This window comes from Nicoliella sp. ESL1113 (genome assembly GCF_058509245.1).
This window is the reverse complement of sequence record NZ_CP196387.1, coordinates 786,857-808,141: the sequence shown is the minus strand read 5'-3', so window position 1 is coordinate 808,141 and position 21,285 is coordinate 786,857. Positions and strand designations below refer to the sequence as shown.

21 protein-coding genes and 1 riboswitch are annotated in these 21,285 nt (G+C 37.8%); of the genes, 1 reads left to right on the top strand and 20 read right to left on the bottom strand.

Features of this window, described 5'->3' with window-relative positions; genetic code table 11:
• Positions 1 to 17: 17 nt before the first annotated feature.
• The 11 genes from hslV to ACSYTJ_RS03475 all read right to left on the bottom strand — a co-directional run bounded on the left by hslV (position 18) and on the right by ACSYTJ_RS03475 (position 11,132).
• On the bottom strand, positions 18 to 560 hold the full coding sequence (gene hslV, locus ACSYTJ_RS03525; protein WP_491716246.1) for an HslVU peptidase proteolytic subunit: 543 nt from the start codon (positions 558 to 560) through the stop codon (positions 18 to 20).
• 13 nt (positions 561 to 573) lie between these two features.
• Positions 574 to 1,485, bottom strand: coding sequence for a site-specific tyrosine recombinase/integron integrase (gene xerA / locus ACSYTJ_RS03520; RefSeq protein WP_491719495.1), 912 nt, complete (start codon positions 1,483 to 1,485; stop codon positions 574 to 576).
• An 81-nt stretch (positions 1,486 to 1,566) separates the two neighbouring features.
• The gene (gene topA / locus ACSYTJ_RS03515; RefSeq protein WP_491719494.1) at positions 1,567 to 3,672 is read right to left on the bottom strand and encodes a type I DNA topoisomerase; all 2,106 of its coding nucleotides are present in this window, start codon (positions 3,670 to 3,672) and stop codon (positions 1,567 to 1,569) included.
• A gap of 80 nt (positions 3,673 to 3,752) precedes the next feature.
• Positions 3,753 to 4,619 carry a DNA-processing protein DprA gene (gene dprA / locus ACSYTJ_RS03510; RefSeq protein ID WP_491716243.1) on the bottom strand — a complete coding sequence of 289 codons (867 nt, stop codon included), beginning with the start codon at positions 4,617 to 4,619 and terminating at the stop codon, positions 3,753 to 3,755.
• A gap of 41 nt (positions 4,620 to 4,660) precedes the next feature.
• A complete protein-coding gene (rnhB, locus tag ACSYTJ_RS03505) occupies positions 4,661 to 5,434 on the bottom strand; it encodes a ribonuclease HII (RefSeq protein WP_491719493.1) in 774 nt (257 codons plus the stop codon).
• Positions 5,424 to 6,287, bottom strand: coding sequence for a ribosome biogenesis GTPase YlqF (gene ylqF / locus ACSYTJ_RS03500; RefSeq protein ID WP_491716241.1), 864 nt, complete (start codon positions 6,285 to 6,287; stop codon positions 5,424 to 5,426). The genes rnhB and ylqF overlap by 11 nt, the downstream gene beginning before the upstream one ends.
• Before the next feature lie 16 nt (positions 6,288 to 6,303).
• Entirely contained in the window at positions 6,304 to 6,525 is a 222-nt protein-coding gene (locus ACSYTJ_RS03495; RefSeq protein WP_491716240.1) for a YozE family protein, read from the bottom strand.
• 17 nt (positions 6,526 to 6,542) lie between these two features.
• On the bottom strand, positions 6,543 to 7,034 hold the full coding sequence (locus ACSYTJ_RS03490; protein WP_491719492.1) for a dihydrofolate reductase: 492 nt from the start codon (positions 7,032 to 7,034) through the stop codon (positions 6,543 to 6,545).
• A gap of 14 nt (positions 7,035 to 7,048) precedes the next feature.
• The gene (locus ACSYTJ_RS03485) at positions 7,049 to 7,999 is read right to left on the bottom strand and encodes a thymidylate synthase (RefSeq protein WP_491716238.1); all 951 of its coding nucleotides are present in this window, start codon (positions 7,997 to 7,999) and stop codon (positions 7,049 to 7,051) included.
• A gap of 10 nt (positions 8,000 to 8,009) precedes the next feature.
• Positions 8,010 to 9,905 carry an ABC-F family ATP-binding cassette domain-containing protein gene (locus tag ACSYTJ_RS03480; protein ID WP_491719491.1) on the bottom strand — a complete coding sequence of 632 codons (1,896 nt, stop codon included), beginning with the start codon at positions 9,903 to 9,905 and terminating at the stop codon, positions 8,010 to 8,012.
• Positions 9,906 to 9,923: 18 nt separating this feature from the next.
• The gene (locus ACSYTJ_RS03475) at positions 9,924 to 11,132 is read right to left on the bottom strand and encodes a CCA tRNA nucleotidyltransferase (RefSeq protein ID WP_491719490.1); all 1,209 of its coding nucleotides are present in this window, start codon (positions 11,130 to 11,132) and stop codon (positions 9,924 to 9,926) included.
• Positions 11,133 to 11,279: 147 nt separating this feature from the next.
• Here ACSYTJ_RS03475 and ACSYTJ_RS03470 point away from each other — a divergent pair, with 147 nt between their 5' ends.
• A complete protein-coding gene (locus tag ACSYTJ_RS03470) occupies positions 11,280 to 12,107 on the top strand; it encodes a phage integrase N-terminal SAM-like domain-containing protein (RefSeq protein ID WP_491716236.1) in 828 nt (275 codons plus the stop codon).
• On the opposite strand, the gene ACSYTJ_RS03465 is transcribed toward ACSYTJ_RS03470, so the two are convergent.
• From ACSYTJ_RS03465 to ACSYTJ_RS03425, 9 genes are all read right to left on the bottom strand, one after another.
• Positions 12,104 to 13,363 (bottom strand): tetratricopeptide repeat protein, encoded by a 1,260-nt coding sequence (locus tag ACSYTJ_RS03465; protein WP_491719489.1) that lies wholly within the window; start codon positions 13,361 to 13,363, stop codon positions 12,104 to 12,106. The two genes, ACSYTJ_RS03470 and ACSYTJ_RS03465, sit on opposite strands and share 4 nt — an antisense overlap.
• A gap of 76 nt (positions 13,364 to 13,439) precedes the next feature.
• Positions 13,440 to 13,715: an HU family DNA-binding protein gene (locus ACSYTJ_RS03460; protein ID WP_491716234.1), complete on the bottom strand. Its 276-nt coding sequence runs from the start codon at positions 13,713 to 13,715 to the stop codon at positions 13,440 to 13,442.
• 196 nt (positions 13,716 to 13,911) lie between these two features.
• The gene (gene der, locus ACSYTJ_RS03455; protein ID WP_491716233.1) at positions 13,912 to 15,222 is read right to left on the bottom strand and encodes a ribosome biogenesis GTPase Der; all 1,311 of its coding nucleotides are present in this window, start codon (positions 15,220 to 15,222) and stop codon (positions 13,912 to 13,914) included.
• A gap of 105 nt (positions 15,223 to 15,327) precedes the next feature.
• A complete protein-coding gene (rpsA, locus tag ACSYTJ_RS03450) occupies positions 15,328 to 16,569 on the bottom strand; it encodes a 30S ribosomal protein S1 (protein WP_491716232.1) in 1,242 nt (413 codons plus the stop codon).
• A 68-nt stretch (positions 16,570 to 16,637) separates the two neighbouring features.
• The gene (gene cmk / locus ACSYTJ_RS03445; protein WP_491719488.1) at positions 16,638 to 17,321 is read right to left on the bottom strand and encodes a (d)CMP kinase; all 684 of its coding nucleotides are present in this window, start codon (positions 17,319 to 17,321) and stop codon (positions 16,638 to 16,640) included.
• Positions 17,322 to 17,345: 24 nt separating this feature from the next.
• Positions 17,346 to 17,924, bottom strand: coding sequence for an SAG1386/EF1546 family surface-associated protein (locus ACSYTJ_RS03440; protein ID WP_491719487.1), 579 nt, complete (start codon positions 17,922 to 17,924; stop codon positions 17,346 to 17,348).
• A 52-nt stretch (positions 17,925 to 17,976) separates the two neighbouring features.
• The gene (locus ACSYTJ_RS03435) at positions 17,977 to 19,428 is read right to left on the bottom strand and encodes a RecQ family ATP-dependent DNA helicase (RefSeq protein WP_491719486.1); all 1,452 of its coding nucleotides are present in this window, start codon (positions 19,426 to 19,428) and stop codon (positions 17,977 to 17,979) included.
• A complete protein-coding gene (locus ACSYTJ_RS03430; protein WP_491719485.1) occupies positions 19,421 to 20,464 on the bottom strand; it encodes a helix-turn-helix domain-containing protein in 1,044 nt (347 codons plus the stop codon). The genes ACSYTJ_RS03435 and ACSYTJ_RS03430 overlap by 8 nt, the downstream gene beginning before the upstream one ends.
• Before the next feature lie 21 nt (positions 20,465 to 20,485).
• Positions 20,486 to 21,061 (bottom strand): ECF transporter S component, encoded by a 576-nt coding sequence (locus ACSYTJ_RS03425; RefSeq protein ID WP_491716227.1) that lies wholly within the window; start codon positions 21,059 to 21,061, stop codon positions 20,486 to 20,488.
• Between the two features lie 77 nt (positions 21,062 to 21,138).
• Positions 21,139 to 21,258: riboswitch (FMN riboswitch) on the bottom strand.
• Between the last annotated feature and the right edge of the window lie 27 nt (positions 21,259 to 21,285).

Genomic DNA, 21,285 nt, shown 5'->3' with positions numbered 1-21,285 from the left:
ATTAGTCTAATTATAGATTATAACTCTTCTGAAATAATGTTTTGATTAGTAAAAATATCAATACTTCCTGCAATATAGATTGAGGCTTCAGCAATTTCCTTTGCACTCATATCTTTTGCATGGTGTTTCATACCTAAAGCGGCTGCTAAAGCAAAGTTACCACCAGATCCAATTGCTAAAATGTCATCGTCGGGTTCAATCACTTCACCAGAACCTGATACTAATAATAAATCCTTACTATCAGCCACGATTAATAACGCTTCTAATTTTTGAAGGGATTGATCACCACGCCACTGTTGCGCTAATTTAACGGCAGCCTGCTTTAAATTACCACTATATTCTTTAAGCTTAGCTTCAAACTTGGATTCTAGATTAAAAGCATCTGCAACGCTTCCGGCAAATCCAACAGCCACCTTACCATCATAAATTTTACGAACTTTATGAGCGGTTCCCTTCATAATTACCTTTTCACCCATCGTTACTTGGCCATCTCCAGCCATTGCAATATGCCCGTTATGTCTAACTGCACAAATCGTAGTTGCTTCAAATTTTACTGTCATTACTCATTCTCCTTTAGTCCTTCGATCGTGGGAAGAACTGATTATAATTTTTTAGTAGATTCTCTTTTGTAACATGCGTGTAAATTTGAGTTGTTGAAAGACTGCTATGTCCTAATAACTCTTGAACACTCCTAAGGTCGGCACCATTATTTAGCATATCCGTTGCGAACGTATGTCTAAACATATGCGGATAAATATTACTATTTAGTGAACTATTCTTTAAAATTACATCTAAAATATATTCAACTCCACGAGCGGTCAGTGGATTTCCATAATTGTTAATGAATAGGTTATCATGACTTTTGTTGTATTTTGCCATTAATGGATTCCTGCTTTTACGAATGTATACATTCAAAGCTTGAGCAGTTTCCTTACTAAATGGAACGTAGCGTTGCTTGCCACCCTTTCCAAACACATTCATAATCCGATTATTGAAATCAATTTTAGCAAAGGTCAGATTTACGCATTCGCTTACTCGTAGTCCAGTACTAAATAGTACTTCTAGTATAGCAACATTTCTAGGAATTAAGGCTTCATTTGTTTCATTACGAGCTGATTTAAACAATTCTTTAATCTCGTTTGGATATAAAAATTTAGGGAGCCGATTTTGTTTCTTTTTCAAATGAACATATTCAAACGGCTGGTTTTTAGTGATATCGATTTTAATTAAATAATTATAAAATGATCTTACTGCCGATATTTTTCTTAAAATTGTATTTCTTTCGTCATTTTTATGATTTAAAAAATTTAAGTAATTTTCAACATCGATTTCATTAGCTTTTAACAATGATTGATCGGCCTTACCTGCTGCAATTTTATTGAATTCATTTAAATCAGAAATATACGCGCGAATTGTTTGTTCAGAATATTGTTTTTCAAATTGTAGGTAGTTGATAAACTTTTTTATTAACTCTTTATTTTTCATTTTTTCACCTAGTTAAAGTAAAATAGTACTTTTGACGTTAATTGATAAAAAGAAAAGGCATTACCCTTTTCAGATAATCCCTTATTTTTGGACTGGTTCTTCATAATCACCATTTGGACAAACGACTTGAACCCCGCCCTTAATTTTCTTTTCGACTAAGAAATGCCCATCGCGTGGACAATTGCGGCCAACTGGTTTATCCCAAGTAACAAAATCACATTCTGGATATCTAGAACATCCATAAAAGATACGATTTTTCTTTGATTTTCTCTCAATTACTTGGCCTTGCTTACACTTCGGACAAACAACCCCAATTTCCTTTACGATCGCCTGCGTATTACGGCAATCTGGGAAGCGTGAACAAGCATAGAATTTACCATAACGGCCCATCTTAACCACCATTGGTGCGCCACAAATTTCACAATTAAAGCCTGCTGGCTCATCTTTGATCTGGACGTTTTCCATTGTCTTTTCAGCATGGTGGACTTCCTTTGAAAAGGGTTCGTAAAATTGATCAACGACATTGACCCAGTTTTGTTTAGCATCTTCAATTTCATCTAATTTAGATTCCAAATCCGCAGTGAAATCAATGTTAATAATATCAGGGAAATATTCCTCGATAATGCCATTAACAATTTCACCTAATTCGGTCGGCTCAAAGCGGCGACCAACGAACTTGACATAATAACGTTTTTGAATCGTCCCTAACGTTGGGGCATAAGTAGATGGGCGTCCAACTCCATTTTCTTCTAATGCCTTGATTAAATTAGCTTCGCTGTAACGTGCAGGTGGTTGGGTAAAATGTTGATCAGGATTCGTTTTAACTAGGTTAACAACATCCCCCTCATTTAAATCAGGAAGGTTATTGTCCTTTTCACGAGTTCCATACACCTTCAAAAAACCGGGAAACTTCAGTTTAGAACCATTAGCACGGAAATTAACCCCGTTTTGTTCTATATCAACGGTCATAGTATCCATTAAAGCAGGCGTCATTTGGCTAGCTAAGAATCGCGACCAAATCAATTGATAAAGCCTAAATTGGTCTTTATTCAAGTATTCCTTAACGCTATCTGGCGTCCGCATCACAGAAGTCGGTCTAATCGCTTCATGGGCATCTTGGGCACCCTCAGGTAATTTCCCCTTCAACGGCTTATTAGCTGCATATTCAGCTCCATAATTTTCATGAAGAAAAGTAGCGGCTTCATGTTTAGCAATTGCTGAGATTCTAGTTGAATCCGTCCGCATGTAAGTAATCAAACCTTGACTACCATCTTTACCTAAATGAATCCCTTCATACAACTGTTGAGCAGCCATCATTGTCTTACCAGTTCTAAAATTCAACTGCCTATTCGCTACTTGTTGCATCGTACTGGTCGTGAATGGCTGTTGGGGTTGGCGCTTTCTTTCACGGCGTTTGACACTAACGACTTCAAAATCAGCCTTGCTATCAAGCCTTCCTAAAACAGCTTGAACGTCATTATTATTGTGTAACTCTGTCTTTTGGCCATCTAAACCGTAAAAACTGGCATTAAATTTAGAGCGTCCCTTTTTGAACTCACTATCAATCGTCCAATATTCCTCTGGAACAAATTTTCTGATTGCTCGTTCCCGATCAATAATTAGCCACAAAGCAATCGATTGAACCCGTCCAGCACTCAAGCCCTTCTTTACTTTTTTCCATAACAATGGTGAGATGGAATAACCCACTAGACGGTCTAATACCCGTCTGGCTTGTTGAGCATCGACTAAGTTCATATCGATACTGCGGGGGTTTTTAAATGCATCTTTGACGGCATCCTTAGTAATTTCATGAAAGGCGACCCGATTATTATCATTAATATCTAATCCTAATAGATGTGATAAATGCCATGCAATCGATTCTCCTTCGCGGTCAGGGTCAGATGCTAGGTAAATTGCCTTTGCTTTTTTAGCCTCTGAGCGCAGCATCTTAATCGTATCGCCCTTTCCTCGAATCGAAATGTAATGCGGTTCGAAATTATTTTCAATATCGACCCCCATCTTACTCTTAGGCAGATCTCTAATGTGGCCCTTACTTGCAATTACTCGGTAAGTCCGTCCTAAATATTTTTCAATTGTTTTTGCTTTTGCCGGTGATTCGACGATTACTAACTTTTTCTTAACTGTTCTCTTACGTTTCGATGTAGAAGTTTTTGTTTTTATAGTCATTAAATAATCCCTCAATCAAATTATTTATTTTTATTCATTAAATCTCTCACATAATATTGCAGTTAAGGGTTTGTGTCAAATTAAAAATCTTCTAAAATATCTTCAACGGTTAAAATAGGCTTAGCCCCTTCGGCAATTAACTCGTTACAACCGACCGACAGCAAATGGCTGATCGGACCAGGAATTGCCATTACATTGCGGTTATTATGGAGGGCTAAATTAGCGGTAATCAAGCTTCCCGATTTTTTAGCAGCTTCTACGATAATAATATTTTTAATCAACCCAGCAATAATGCGATTTCGTTCAAGGAAGTGATGTTTACGGACGCTCACGCCCAATGGATATTCAGATAGCAATAGATGTTCATGTGCAATAATTGATTGTAGTTGAACATTGCTTCTGGGGTAACAATAGTCTAGTCCAGTTCCAATCACTGCAATCGTTTTCCCACCATTTTGAATCGTCATTTGATGGCACAGACCATCTACCCCGGTAGCCAAACCAGAAACCGTAACGATTTGATGCCTAACTAATTCGGGAAGTAAAATTCTAAGCGACTGAAAAGAGTAATTGGAGTTCTTGCGACTCCCAACGACCCCCAATAATTGGCAATGCGCAAGTCGGATATCCCCTTGATAAAATAAGACCATTGGTGGAAATGCAGCCTCTTTTAAATTAGGTGGATAATCATCATCCAAAATGGTCGTATACTTACACATTTGTTCGTTTAAAATAATATCTGACTCCAATTGATTACTGAAAAAATGGGCTTTAAATTCAGCCTGTGCGCTTTTTTTAATCTGTGCAATCTCAATGATATCTAAAGCAGATAATTCCATTTTTGAATTCCACTTTTTACTTTTAAGCCATTGATAGACTCGATATTCACCTCTAAAACTAATTCCACGACAGATCCTTAACTTTAGTAATAATCTTCTTGCCTGCATTTATATCAATCCCTTCATTTTAGGAAAGATACGCAATTAAATTATTTTTTGATCATTTTTTTGACTGGTGCAAAACTAATGCGATGAATCGGGGTCACGCCAAACTTTGCTAATGCTGATAAATGCTTTGCCGTTCCGTAACCAGCATTATGGTTAAAATCATATTCAGGATATTGAATCGCATATTGATCCATTAACTGATCTCGATAAATCTTTGCTAAGATACTAGCAGCAGCGATCGAAATACTCTTAGCATCCCCCTTGATTAAACGAATTTGTTCAATTGGCAGATCGATTTGCATCGCATCCACGATAATTCGATCAGGTTGAATGCTTAACTGATTGACAGCTGACTTCATTGCTAATCTCGTTGCCTCGTAGATATTAACGTCATCAATAACAGAATTATCCATAACGCCAATTCCATAAGCTAAGGCTTTTGACTTGATCAAGGGCGCCAATTTTGCACGACGATCTGGCGTTAACTGTTTAGAATCATTTACATCCACTAAGTCAAAATCATGGGGTAAAATGACCGCAGCTGATACTACTGGCCCTGCAAGGGGCCCTCTGCCGACCTCATCCACCCCAGCAATATAATTCAAGCCCCGTTGCCAAAGTGAACGTTCAATTTGGGAGCGTTGCAAAAACGCAGCCATTTGATCTGCGTTTTTTTGCAACTTGCGAATCCGTTGTTTTAAAGCGGTTTGCACGCCTTTTCGCGCATCTTTTGCAATCAACTTTAGCCGTTCATCGTCCAAAGAATCGATCTTAGCTAATCGCTGTTTGATTTCATTTACCGTTTCATTTTTCATCAGGTTCAACCAGTTCCATCGAATCAAGAGTAAACCGCCCTAATTTACCCTTTCGCGCATCTTGAATCAAACGCACTGAGGCTCGTTCATAATCGTCTTTCATCCCAATTTGCTTCGTGATCTTTAACAATAGATCAACGTTATTGCTCTCCATATCATCAGCATTCAAACGGTAGCGTTTCATTAATTCATTTGTGCGGTACTTCCTGAAGTATTCCAAAGCAAATAATGCAATATCATCACTTGCATATAAATTATCCTTAATCGCACCAGTCAATGCTAATTTATTAGCGATTGATTGATTTTGAAATTTAGGCCATAGGATCCCTGGGGTATCCAAAAGTTCCAAATCCTTACTAGAGCGAAGCCATTGTTGCCCCTTTGTGACCCCTGGTCGGTTTCCTACTTGAGCTGCCCGTTTTTTTACTAAGCGGTTCAACAAGGTCGACTTCCCAACGTTTGGTACTCCGACACAAATTGCTTTAATTGGACGCTCCTTCATTCCTCGTTTTATTTCTGAATCTAATTTAGGCCGTAAGATTTTTAGTGCCGTTTGAGTTACTAATTTATTAGCACCATTTTGTTTGGAATCCACAGCAATTGCAGTATAACCATGTGTATCAAAATATTTAATCCATTGATCAGTAAGGTTATGATCTGCTAAATCAGCCTTCGTCAAAATCAATAGGTGTGGCTTATCGACCCCAATCCTAGCTACTTCTGGATTCATTGAACTAAAGGGGGCCCTTGCATCGACTAATTCAAAAATAATATCGACTAAGTGCACATTTTCTTCAAATTGGCGAATTGCCTTTGCCATATGGCCTGGAAACCATTGAATATTTACTCCCATTTTTGCACCTCGGTTTCTAATCCCTATAATCCAAAAAGCGACTCCATGCTTCGTCGAAAATTGTCATCGATGGCAGATATGAACCATTTTCTTCTAAATACTTAGAAATTTCATCAAAATCAGCAGTATTTTTCGGAAAAGAGTGATCATGAAAAGCATTATTAGCGAACTCTGCAATCGGTTCATAACTTTTTGGATTCCGTTCGGTCATTAAATATTGATAAAAGCTTTGTCCCATTAGTAGTCATCCTCGCATTATTTCTTTTTGCGGTACGTTTCAAAACGGTATGGATATTGATTACGTTCATCAGCTGTAAAATTGGTATGCTGAATCATTTCAAATCGCGAATAATCAATGGTCGGCATCTTGGTATCACCATTAATATCTGCTTCAATTACCGTTCGGTACAATACGTCAACTTCGTTAATTAGTGCCTTAAAGATCATCGCTCCCCCAACAACATATACGTCATCATTATGTTGCGAGTAATCAGCCAAAAATGATTCAACATCATTAAATACAACCACACCATCTGGTAATTCACTTGCATGATGACTAGTTAAAACCATGTTAGTTCGGTTGGGCAAGGGGCGTCCAAATGATAAAAAGGTCTTCCGCCCTGCCAAAATTTTATGACCAGTCGTTAACGTCTTAAAATGATGCATGTCCGCTGGCATTTGCCAAGGTAATCCACCGTTTTGTCCAATCGTTCCATTCTTTGTTTCTGCCCATACAAATGCAATCATTATCATTCTCCTAATCAAACAGCTACGGGAGCTTTAATTGCTGGATAACTATCATAGTCAATCACCTTGATATCATCCATCCCATAATCAAATATACTTTTTTTAGCTGGGTTCAGCCATAATTTAGGTGCTGGTTTAGGACTTCTCGTCAATTGCTCTTTAACCTGGTCAACATGGTTAGAATAAATGTGAGCATCCCCAAGCGTATGGATAAATTCACCAGGCTCTAACCCCGTTTCTTTTGCGATCAAACATGTCAACAATGCATAACTAGCAATGTTAAATGGAACGCCTAAGAAAATATCCCCACTGCGTTGGTACAGCTGACAACTAAGTTTCCCATCGTTAACATAAAACTGAAACATTGTATGACAGGGAGGTAAGGCCATTGTAGGAATGTCTTCAGGATTCCAAGCCGATACGATCATGCGCCTTGAGTCAGGGTGCGTCTTGATCATTTCAATTACGTTTTTAATTTGATCGATTGTTTCTCCCCGACGGGTTTTCCAGTGTCGCCATTGGCTGCCGTAAACATCCCCCAAATTACCATATTTTTGAGCAAATTGATCATCTGACAATATCCGATCACAAAAAAGTTTCTTTTGTTCTTGATAATCCTGATTAAAGCGTTCATCAGATAAATGCCGCCGTCCAAAATCAGTCATGTCAGGACCATCATAGTCATCAGATTGAACATATTTAGCAAATGCCCACTCATCCCAAATATGATTATTGTGCGCTAATAAAAATTTAATATTGGTGTCACCATGCAAGAACCAAAGTAACTCGCTCTTAATCAATCCAAATGGGACCCGTTTGGTCGTCAACAGGGGAAAGCCAGCTCCTAAGTCGAAACGCATTTGGTATCCAAAGGTACTGAGCGTTCCAGTCCCAGTTCGATCACCCTTGCGATGACCATGTTCTAATACATAGCGTTCTAAGTTCAAATATGCATCTTCTAGCATTCAAATTCTCCTATTCATCAACATACTGGCTAAGATACTCCCAGCGCTGCATTTTTTCTTCTGATTCTTTTTGAACTGCATTGAGTTGCTTTTGTAGCTTTGCTAATTTTTCAAAGTTATCACTATTGTCAACCATTGCTTGTTCAATATTGGATTGTTGTTCATCTAAATCATCGATCTCAGCTTCAATTTGATCGTATTCGATTTTTTCAGCATAGGTCAACTTAACCTTCTCTTTTTTAGCTGGTTTATCTGCTGATGGCTGTTTATTATTTTTATCAGTTTGCTTATTGAGCGTCTTAGCATCCGTAACCCGTTGTGAAAGATAATCGGTAAATTGACCAAAGTGTTCTTCGATTTTACCATTGCCATCAAAGAATAAAAGTCGATTAGCGGTCTTATCTAAGAAATAACGGTCATGCGATACCGTAATCACGGTCCCACTAAAGTGTTCAATATAGTCTTCCAATACCGTCAAAGTACTTATATCTAAATCATTAGTTGGTTCGTCTAATAACAAAACATTGGGCTGTTGCATCAATAATTTTAAAAGGTATAAGCGCCGCTTTTCACCACCGGATAGCTTTCGAATCAAGGTGCCGTGCATGAACCGTGGAAATAAGAACTGTTCCAATAATTCGGTAATGCTAAGTTCATTTCCCTGATTATCAGTAACGTGTTGCCCAACATCGCTCAGGTAGTTAATAACCCGCTTATCGCCTGGAATTGGTTCGGTTTGTTGAGTATAATAGGCCATCTTAACCGTTTCACCAATCGTAACGACTCCTGAATCTAATGGGATGCGACCAGCAATTACATTTAGCAATGAAGACTTACCTGCTCCATTTTCACCACTGATCCCAATTCGCTCGTTGCCTTGTACTAACATATTAAAATCATTCAAAATCACCTTGCCGCCCAATTTCAAATCAGCATGTTCAATGTTAATGACTTTTTTACCAAGCCGTTTTTGCCCCAATGAAATATCGACATCTTGATCCAATTGTAAATGATTAATATTATCCTTAATGTCATTAAATCGATTGATTCGTGCCTGTTGTTTAGTAGAACGTGCTTTAGCGCCCTTCTTCATCCACGCTAGTTCCTGTTTGTAGAGTCGTTGTTGCTTATGTTCGGCACTTACAGCTCGATCGACCCGCGCTGCTTTTTGTTGAACATAATCTTGATAATTACCCTGATATGCATATAGCTCACCAAATGAAAGCTCCCAAATATTATTTACAACGCGGTCCAAGAAGTAACGATCATGAGTTACTAATAACAACGACCCCTTGTACTTAGCAAGATATTCTTGAAGCCATTCGATCGAATCAAAATCTAAGTGGTTGGTAGGTTCGTCCATTAACAATAAATCTGGTGATTGAATCAATACCTGGGCCAACGCAACCCGACGCTTTTGCCCTCCTGAAAGGCTAGCCACCTTTTGTTGCATGTCAGTAATTTTTAGTTGGGTCAAAATCGTTTTTACATCACTTTCGGCATTCCAAGCATCTTCTTCATTCATTTTAGCTTCCGCATCTAAATATTGCTTTTGGACCTTAGGATCTTCGGGATTAAATGAATAACGATCCAAAACTTCTTCATAGTGACGGATCGTTTCAAAGACCGCCTGGGTCCCACTAAAAACTGCATCCAAAACCGTTAGATCATCATCTAATTCCGGATGTTGTCTTAAATACCCAATTGTATAGGATTTAGAAGTAATGATCGTTCCACTAGAATCAGTATCAACTCCTGATAATACGTTCAATAAAGAAGTTTTACCACTTCCGTTCGTTCCAATTAAACCAATTCGATCATGTTCGTTAATGATAAAATCAAGCGACTTAAAAAGGGTCTTTTCGCCATATGTTTTAGTTAGGTTTTCTGCTCTTAGCGTTTGCATTCAATAAACACCCCTTCATTAATTTTTTAAAAGTAATCGTGCATGCTCTAACAACGTTGGACCATCATTTGGTAATTCACCATTGATCACCGATGTTTGGAGTTGTTTTAAAAGCTTCCCTAATGCTGGGCCAGGTTTCACGACCCCTGCTTTAATTAATTGACCGCCGTTAATTGCTAGTTCATGGACATCTTTAATTGGTAGTTCATCAAAGCGATAAAATAACTCAGTTGCATCCACTGGGGTTCCAAAGGCACGAACAACAACGACCACGTCCATTAACAATGTGCGTCCCGTATGAAATAAAGCCATCGCATCTAGTTGATTCCTTTGAATTGCATTTGTCGCCATGACAATTTTTTGGGTCGCTTCAATCACTTGGTTCGAAGCCTTCCACTTTTTTAAGATTGCACTAATTTGTGAGTGGTTTAATTTAAATGCAACCCCCAATAGTCCCCAAACTTGATTCTCGTTCGAAAGCTTAAAGGGCGGTAATTCGATTATTCGTTTGAAAGCTGGTAAGTATTCGTTAAATACAGGAACATAGTCGATCATTTTCGTATTAACCATGTCACTTAATCCTAGTTGTGGCTTGTAACCCATCATCATCTTGACGAATTCAGTATAAATACGCTCAATTGCAATTTTTGAAAGCAAGTAACTATGCTTTGTAATTGCCTGCATCGTCCCATGATCAATACTAAAGTCTAGCTTACTGGCAAAGCGGACTGCTCGCATCATTCTCAGGGCATCTTCGTTAAAACGCGTGTTAGCATCCCCAACTGCCCGAATCAAATGATTCTTCAAGTCAGTTAAACCATTGAACAAATCAATCACCGTTCCATCTTCCTTCATTGCAAGTGCATTGATTGTAAAATCACGTCGCTTTAGATCTTCGGATAACGAGCGGATGAAGGTAACTTTATCGGGTCTTCGATAATCTTGATAGCCAGATTCTGTCCGAAAGGTGGTTACTTCGTATCCATTTCCATGGTCCAATACCATCACAGTACCATGCTCAATGCCTGTATCAACGGTCCGTTTAAATAGGGCCTTGATTTCAGCTGGATAAGCACTGGAAGCAATATCGACATCGTGAATTGGTAACCCTAAAATAGTATCACGAACGCTCCCTCCAACAAAATAGGCTTCATATCCTGCAGCTTCGATCGTCTGTAAAATCGGTCTTGCTTTTTCAAATTCATGCGGTAAGTTTTGAATCTTCATTTTTACGCCCCATTCTAAATTACTACTATTAATGTTACCAAATTTCATCAGTTATTTGTTAGCAATTTGGTTGATTTTGGATTTAATTATGGTATTATTTATTTAAGGTAAGTTAATGTAAAAATGTACAAGTGAGGAGGACCCTTCATGACCGTTAATAATTACCCCTACCAAAATAATTTTGAAACATACTTACATCAAATTCCACTAGCCCAGATTACGATCGATGAATACTCATCGACTTTAATCGACCTATTCGAATACCTGTCTAATTTTAACCATGGGTACCAAAAAGATCATCGGGTTAGTCAACTATTCGATCGTGATATTCAACAGTATATGAACATGTTATTGACTGAAAGAAATATTACTAACACGACCTACAATAAAGTTCTATCGCACTTAAATATCTATTTTAAGTACCTCTTTACGCAAGAACTCACCCAAAAATTACCGACACTAAACCTAAAGGGAAAGGAACGCAAGACGCCTGCATCAGTTTCAGTTAAGTGGCTAAAAGAACTGCCTAATATCATTGCAGATGACAGCATCCATATCTACACTCGTTTAGTATTATTACTGATCAGTAAGGGTTATAACTTAAAAGAGTTCCTGCAACCTAATTTTTACCGTGAATTTGAACAAATCAAATGGCAACCTAACGAACAACAGTTCATTGATAAATTTAATAATTTTATTCAACCAATCCAATTGCGCCAATCCAGTCCTGATATTTTTTTAAAACAGCGTTTTGCTGGGGACCCCCACATTACACTTCAGGGAATTCATAAGTATTTAAAACCAGATGAACAAAAAATTGGGATGCAATTAAAGCCATCCCAATTGTTCCAAAGTTATGTTGTTGATTATATTTTAAAGCATCCTAGATTATCAGATCCCGACTTGTCAGAAAAGCTACGACTAGACATGGTCTCGATCCTATACTATCGCAAGTTGATTCATAATTTAGACTAATGATATTCATTCAATATTTGATCCATTTCATCATCAGTGGGTTCTAATTCTAAATATTTTTTCAAGAGCGGCAACATCGTATCGTTTTTACCAATTGAACGATAGAATAATGCTGCTTCCTTTAAAAAGTCAGGGTTATCAGAAAACGATTTAGCGGCCAGTTCATAAAAATTAGTTGCTTGAGCAAACTCGTCTATTTCAGAATACGAAGTTGCCAAATTCCATGCTAATTGAGGATCAATAGCATGGGTTTCTAAATACTGTTTTAAAAACGAAATATTGGCTTCATATTCTTCTTCTTGAACTAATAGGTTTGATAATTTGATCGTGAGATTCAAATCATCTGGGGCAATCTCATGACCACGACGATAATAATGCTCAGCTTGCTCGATTTCACCTAATTTCAGGGCTAAATCACCCGTCTTAGTCCACAGTGATTCATTATACTCATCGACTCCTAAACCTTCTTGAAAGACCTTTAAAGCATCTTTTTCTTTATGCATTTTTTCCAATGCTTCTCCTAAGTATGGATAAAGCGTCTGATAATCATGGTCACTATCACGAAGGTCCTCAAAGATTGCTACTGCTTTGCGGTAATCTTTCAGCTGCAAATAGGTAAAGGCGGTTTCAAATTTAACATCTGAGGTCATATTAATTAACTTGATCTGTTTTAAATAGCCAATTGCATGCCCAAACCTACCCGCATTGGCATATGCCAATCCAATTCGTTCCACTAAGTTCACAGAAGATAGTTCAGTAATCCCCTTTTTAATTAAATGCAAATAAAGGGGGATTGCCTTATCGAACTCGCGAGTTGAAAAGTATAGTTCGGCTAATGCAAAATTAATTATGTCCTCATCAGGAGCGATTTGTTTAGCCATCAATAATTTTTGCTTACTGACCTCAAATAAGCCTTGGGTCTGATATAAATCTGCTGCGATCATTAGTGATTGCACATAGCTATCCGAATTGGGATTAATTTCACTTAAGTATGAAAGAGCTAGGTCATTTTGATCTTCGCTAATTGCAATTTCTGCTAAGTTAGCGCGTAATTCATCAGCATCGGGGTATTTGTTTAGCAGTTGATGATAAATTTGCTTAGCTTGACTCAAAAAACCGAGTGAGTATAATTCCTCTGCTAATGAGAATAACAGGTCATCATCGTCTTTTTTTAAAGCTAACTGGAATTGTTCATCAAACTCATCTAACTTGCCAGCTTCTAAAAAATCCAATGCCTTTTGTGAGTAGCTATTCATGTTGCTTCCTCCTAAAATGATTCAATAAAAAAAGCCAGTCCGACATTCGTCGCACTGGCTTTTTTAAAAAATACAATTATTTAACTGCATCCTTTAAAGCCTTACCTGGTTTGAAAGCTGGAACCTTGCTTGCAGGAATTTGAATTTCTGCACCAGTTTGTGGGTTACGACCCTTACGAGCTGCACGTTCACGAACTTCAAAGTTACCAAAACCGATCAATTGAACTTTTTCACCATCTGATAGGTGGCTTTCAATTGAGTTGAATACTGCATCTACAGCTGCAGTAGCATCCTTTTTAGTTAAACCAGTCTTTTCTGCGACATCGCTAACTAATTCTGCCTTGTTTGCCATTGAGATTCACCTCCTAAATAATTAGGAACTTTTTGATCAGTACCATGATACTGAACTTAATCATTATACCATGAAAACGACCCAAAGTTCTAGGCACACCAAGGGGCACCTTTACTTTATCCAAAATATCACAAACCAATCTTAAGTGCAATCATTTTATACATATAAATACTGGCTTTACGCCCATTATTCAGTTTTACTTTCGATGGCGACTCAAAATCTTGATCGGAGTCCCCGTAAAATCAAAATGAGCCCGAATTTGGTTCTCTAAATATCTTTGGTATGAAAAATGCATCAACTCTGGATCATTGACAAAAACAACAATGGTCGGTGGTGCAACTGCTACTTGAGTAGCATAATAAATCCGTAACCGCCGCGATTTGACCGTCGGGGTTGGAGTCATTGCAATTGCATCAGAAATAACCTGGTTCAAAGCAGAAGAACTAATTCGCTGTTTATGATTAGTATTAACCTTTTCAATCAAAGCAGGGATTTGGTTCAATCGCTGATGGGTCAATGCTGACACAAAAATAATGGGTGCGTAGCTAAGGTATCGAAATTCAGTTCTGAATGCAATTTCAAAATCGTGTTGACTATGGGTGTTCTTCTTGATCGTATCCCACTTATTAACAACTACTATGATTGCTCGACCAGCATCATGGGCATATCCAGCAATCCGTTTGTCTTGCTCCCGAATCCCCTCTTCTGCATTGATCACCATTAAAACAACATCGCTATCATCAATTGCTTTCATTGCCCGCATTACACTATAGCGTTCAGTATTTTCATACACCTTACCACGTTTACGCAATCCAGCTGTATCAACCATCGTAAATAGCTGATCTTGATATTCAAAAGTGGTGTTGATCGCATCACGAGTAGTCCCTGCAACGTCTGAAACAATCACCCGATTTTCTCCTAAAATAGAGTTGACTAGCGATGATTTCCCAACGTTAGGCCGACCAATCAAACTAAAGCGAATTGAATCGATATCTTCCGTATCGCTTTCTGATGGGAAGTGTTTAGCCACTTCATCTAATAAATCACCTAAGCCAATTCCATGGGCGCCAGAAATAGCGTATGGTTCACCAAACCCTAGTGAATAAAAATCATAGATATTCATCCGTAGTTCTTGATTATCGACCTTGTTGACTGCTAATACGACTGGTTTTTTAGAACGGTATAAAATTTTTGCAACCCGTTCATCAGCACTAGTGACCCCTTCTTTACCATTGACCATAAATATAATTACGTCAGCTTCGTCAATCGCCACTTCAGCTTGTGCGGTAATTTGCTTTAGGAATGGTTCGTCACCAATATCGATTCCACCGGTATCAATAATATTAAAGTATTGATTTAACCATTCTGCATGGGCATAAATTCGATCCCTAGTAACACCAGGGGTATCTTCAACGATTGAGATCCGATCCCCAGCAATTCGATTAAAAATGGTTGATTTCCCGACGTTCGGTCGGCCCACAATTGCTACTGTTGGTTGTTGTGCCATATTTTAAGCCTCCTTTGAGCTAATCATTATAAACAAAAAATTATCCTTCAAATAAATTGAAGGATAATTTTAATAATATTGTCATGAAATATTATCTGGTACTAATTATTTATCGTCTTCATCTTTGTTTAAAGCCTTACCAACGATATCACCTAAAGTGAAACCACTTTCTTCTTCTGGTGCATCCTTGATAGAATTATCATTAACTGGCTTTCTGCTTGGACGACGCTTGTTACCTTCACCTTCAGCATGTTCAGGTTCTGGTTCAAGAGCACGCATTGACAATGCAAGACGGTGGTTTTCTGGTTGAACGTCTAAGACCTTAACTTCAACCTTTTGGCCAACCTTCAAAACATCACCTGGAGTAGCAACGTGCTTGTGTGAAATTTGTGAAATGTGAACTAACCCTTCAACACCTGGGAATACTTCAACAAATGCACCGAATTCAACTAAGCGCTTAACAGTTCCTTCAAGTACACTGCCCTTTGGAGCCTTGCTTTCGATATCATCCCATGGTTGTGGTTGAGTTTGCTTGATTGAAAGTGCAATTCTGTTCCGATCTTCATCAACAGAAAGAACCTTCACCTTAACTTCTTCACCGACCTTAAGAACATCGCTTGGCTTTGCAACACGTTCGTATGAAATTTCAGAAACGTGAACAAGTCCATCGATGCCACCTAAGTCAACAAAGGCACCAAAATCAGTTAAACGAGCAACTTTACCTTCAACAACTTCACCAACGGTAAGCTTATCCATAACTTTTTCGCGGGCTTCTTTTCTTTCCGCTTCAACAATTTCACGGTGAGAAAGAATCAAACGGTTTTCAGCTGGAATAACTTCAACTACTTTACATTCGAATTCTTGACCCTTAAATTGGTTCAATTTTTCAACAAAGTGATCAGTAATCATTGAGGCAGGAATAAAGCCACGAACGCCATCTGCGTCAACAACTAAACCACCACGAACAACTCGGCTAACGGTAACGTTAACAGTTTCGCCCTTGTCAGCTTTTTCCTTGATTTCATCCCAAACCTTGAGACTTTCCAATTTCTTGATTGATAATAAGTAACTTCCGCCTTCCTTATCATCACCAATTTTAGAAATTACAACTACCTTAACCTTGTCTCCAACTTTAAATTCATCTTTAACATTTTCGATTGGTTTTGCAGAAAGTTCGCGACGTGGGATAACCCCTTCAACACCAGAGTTTTCGATTCCGACAAAAACTTGACCGCTTTCGTCAATATCTAAAACTTCACCATTAACAACGTCTCCAACTTTTACTTCTTGTACGCTATTCAAAGCGTTTAATAAATCCTTATTTGTATTTTCGTTAGTTTCACTCATAAAAATACTTCCTCCTTGCGACAACAACTAACTGTAGTTTAACCTAATTTATAAATAATTGCTAGTAATTAGTTATTATTCAACATATTTTTCATTAATTTACTAATTTCAGCTACCACATCTTGAATCGACATGCTAGTGGTATTAATTTCAATTGCATCGGCAGCCTTTACTAAGGGCGATACTTTCCGATGTGAATCCTTATAGTCACGGGTCTCAATTTCAGCCTCTAGCTCTTTTAAAGGGGTGTGAATTCCCTTTTCAGCATTGTCCTTAAACCTTCGTTCAGCACGTTCGGCCACACTCGCAACTAAAAATATTTTTAAATCTGCGTCCGGTAATACCGTGGTTCCGATATCACGGCCATCCATCACAACCCCACCGTTACTAGCGATATTACGTTGCTGATCGACTAAGTTTTTACGAACGCCAGGTAAAGCAGCTACTGTGGAAACAGAATTAGTAACCTTTTCAGAACGAATTTCATTGGTCACATCTTGATGGTCTAAAAAAACAATTTGCTGTGGATGCCCTGGTTTAAAATCAATTGTTGTGTCGTTTAAAACCGCTACGATCTTAGGTTCATCATCTAATGCAATCCCCTCTTGAATGACCTTCAATGTAATCGATCGATACATCGCCCCGGTATCGCAGTAAACATATCCAAATTGTTTAGCAATCAACTTAGCAACGGTGCTTTTACCAGCAGAAGCTGGTCCATCAATTGCAACTTGTAACTTTTTTATACTCAAAGTAAATCAATTCCCCAATCAATATTATTTAACCCGTAGCTTTTGGCCAGGATGAATTTGCGAAGCACTACTCAATCCGTTCAGCTCCAAAAGTTGCTGTTCAGAAATTCCAGCATTGGTAGCAACCCGATATAACCCTTGACCTGCTTGAACAGTCACATAATCACCACTAGCGCTACTATTTGATGAACTACTACTATCAGTTTTGCTACTTTGTTTGGATTTAGACTCAGAAGATTGTTTTGCCCTTTCAAGGCTACTAGATTTAGCACTTTCAGAACTTGCTTTTTCAGTCCTTGTACTAGCTTTTTTAGAGCTATTTTCCTTTGTAGCGCTTTTTTCCTTGCTAGTACTTACTGATTGAACCTTAGTGCTTGCAATACTGGAACTGCTACTGTCAGTTCCACCTGTACTCTTCATGACCCCAAAAAGCAATGCAAATGCCATAATTAAAACAATTGCACTAATTAAAATAATTGAGATTAAACTATTACTTTTGTTTTGCTTGCGCAATTTCGTTCTTGATAGGTTCCCTTCATCATCCGTTGCATCATCGAACGTTTGGTTCCAGGGTTCCTTATCATTTTGGTTTTTATCCTTCATAGCGACCTCCTCTAAAATAATCATTTATTATTGTAACATTTACTTATTGATTTTAATCATCATTTTTAAATAATTTTTCGATAATCAATCGCCAATCCAAATCATTAGCTTTCTTCCCGTTTGATGAAGTTCTTTTAAGCCCTAATTCAGCAATCGGATTTTGTGGTGCTAAGTAGTCACAACATTTTCGACTGTGAGGGGGCGCGATCTGATTAAAATAATTTAGTAAAAATTGACGTCGACAACCATCGAAAGTAACATAACGCATCAATGCATTCAAATTATTTTTTTGTTGTTTATACCTAGCGCTAAAGATGTTATTCACCAAATTCCGTGAATACCCATGCTGCCAATAAAAACTAAGTATTCGCACCTGTTCATCATTTGGTGCCAGATTGATAATGCGTTGCGGATCGTTAAAAAATGAATTGATCGTTTGTTGGTTCGGAATATTATTATCTATAAAACTTGCTGGAAGTGACTCATCCCCATTTTGATACAATAAGATCGCAATGCTTTGTTTGTTATCACGACCAGCTCGCCCAATTTCTTGCATATAGGACTCCAAATCGACGGGTAAGTGATAATGAATCACAAACCGAACGTTATTTTTGTCAACTCCCATCCCAAACGCACTAGTCGCACAGATTACATCTAATTGATCATTCATAAACTGATGCTGAATTTTAAATCGCTCTTCGTCTAACAGCCCAGAATGATAAGCAGCCACCCTTAAATTACACTCATGATTTAACTTTAATGCAACTTGATTAGCTAACTTGCGGCTTAAGAAATAGATTATCCCAGGTGGTTGAATTTGATTAACCATTGATACTAAAGCCGCAATTTTATCATCCGCATTTAAAACCCTCCGAACTGATAGGTAAATATTAGGACGGTCGACCGATTCAATAACCCGATGGACCGAATCCATCAACCCTAATTTATTTATAATATCAGCTTGAATTTCCTTAGAAGCAGTTGCAGTGAGCATTAACGTAAGGGGATGCCCCCAGCCATTTAAAATCGTCTTTAAGTTCAAATATTCAGGACGAAAATCAGGTCCCCACTGTGATAAACAATGGGCTTCATCGATCACAACCAATCCAGGATGAATGTTTTTCATAAAGTGCATTACTTCTGGTTGCGAGATTGTTTCTGGTGAAACATAGATATATTGATATTGATTTAAATGATTCAATGCGAACTGTTTTTGTTGCCAATCCAGCGTGGAATTTAGTGCCACTACTTTTTTGATGCCTAAATATTTTAGACGATCAGCTTGATCTTGCATCAATGATAATAACGGAGAAATAATTATGATCGGCTGGGGATTCAATAATCCAAACATTTGATAGATCAGTGTCTTACCCGCCCCCGTTGGTAAAACGGCTAATGTGTTTTGATGGTCGAGCAATGCCATTAAGACTTCCGATTGCCCCGGTCTAAAATCATCAAAACCGAAGTGATCCTTTAGGATTTGTTTCAACTGCGTTTTATCCATTCAAATGCCCCCTTAATATTTGATATAGTCGAAAATAAAAATAATCAAGGGTCGGATCCTGTTTTTTTATATCATTAAACTGCCATTGATCTATGTTGCCATGATAAGTAGCTTCTAATCTTTGCCATGTCAATTCATTAAAAAGTTTTTTGAACAGCTCACTTGTCTGCGGTTCCAAAATTGCGACTTCCAATAAGTGCTCCTTAACTGTCGAAGCCTTAATGTGTCTTATTTGAGCAATTTGATCAAAACTATTTCCTGATAGCAACATTTGGTAAGTACTTTTAGCACTATTACTTACTAAGGAACGCTTATCCTCACCTAATAAAAGATACGGAGCTTGGTAGCGGTCACTATTTTTAATCAAAAATTCAATTAGTTCGTTAAATAATTGAAGTTCATTAATCCAAACGACCCCTGGATTTAAATTCAGATCATTTGCTTGTTGAAAAATGGTCATCCCAATTATGGAATGACCATTTAAAATTTTAGCAAATTGCCATGCACGCTGATCTGATAGTTGTGATAAAAAATTAATAAGCGCCTTTGAAAAATTTTTCACTAAATCACGATCTTTGAAATAGTTAAACCAACGTTTGATAAACTGATCATCATAGTGCCCAATCAACATTGGATAATACTGATTATTATGATAGCTATATTCTGAAACAACTTGGGTCGCTAACAAAAAACGTCGCCGAAATCGATTTAAATCAAACCGCAAATTCATTTTTAAGCCCGCTTGGGAATTATAATTTGCAAAATGATTATGTACCCAGGCTACCCCAGCTTCCGTTAATAAGTAATGCTTATCATCCGGTTGCTTGACTAGCCCAGCATTAATTAATTTTTGTAATTCACTAAGTGTGTATTGTGAATCAACCTTTGGCAGACATCCCATAAAATCATTAATTCCATAACGCATCCCCCAAAACAAAATCGAAACCGTTCTCCTTTGAATCAAAGTATTTTCAATCACTTTAATTCGCCGCGGCTGATCAGCAGATAGGAAAAACATTATTAAATCACGATTCATACAGAACATCCCTTCATTTTATTATTGTTTATGTGAATCGATCCACTTAGCAAGCCGATCTTTTACTAACATGAATAATCCACCAATCACGATCCCCTTGATCAAATTAAATGGAATCACTTGAACTAAAATGTACTTAGCCATGTCAGGAATCTTAAAACCAACTAGACTAGCGTAAAGTGGGGTAATTACCAACCAATTCAATACCGATAATACTACCACTAGACTAATTGTTTCAATTCCAACCGTTGCTAGTTTGTTAACTAAGCGATCGCGGTTCTTAAATAACTTTTGGGCCCCTACGATCGATAATAAAATAACGATCGAAGCGGTCAGTGACGCAATGATCCCAATCAAACTGGCAATCGATGCCCCACCAGTTATCCAATACAAGAGCGACTTAATTACCGCAATAATGATGCCCCCAGCTGGTCCAAATAACATCGTCCCAATCAAAATCGGAATATCACCAAAATCAAGCTTGAAGAATGCAAACATTGGAATGGTCGGAAAAATCATCAAAATATACGACAACGCCGCCAATAATGACATCTGCACTAACTGAACAACACTAAAACGCTTACTACTTGTTTCCATAAAAAAAAGCCCCTTTAATAGGCCATCTTCACAGGATTTAAAATCCAAAAAGAACCGTTTCAAAACGGCACTTAAAAAGCAATCTTCTTTATACCAGACTATACTGTCGGCTTTGGAATTTAACCAAATCAACTATCAAAAGATAGGTAGCGGGCTATACCGCCGGTTGGGAATTACACCCTGCCCTGAAGATAAACCAAAATTTTATTTACGAGACTATTTTA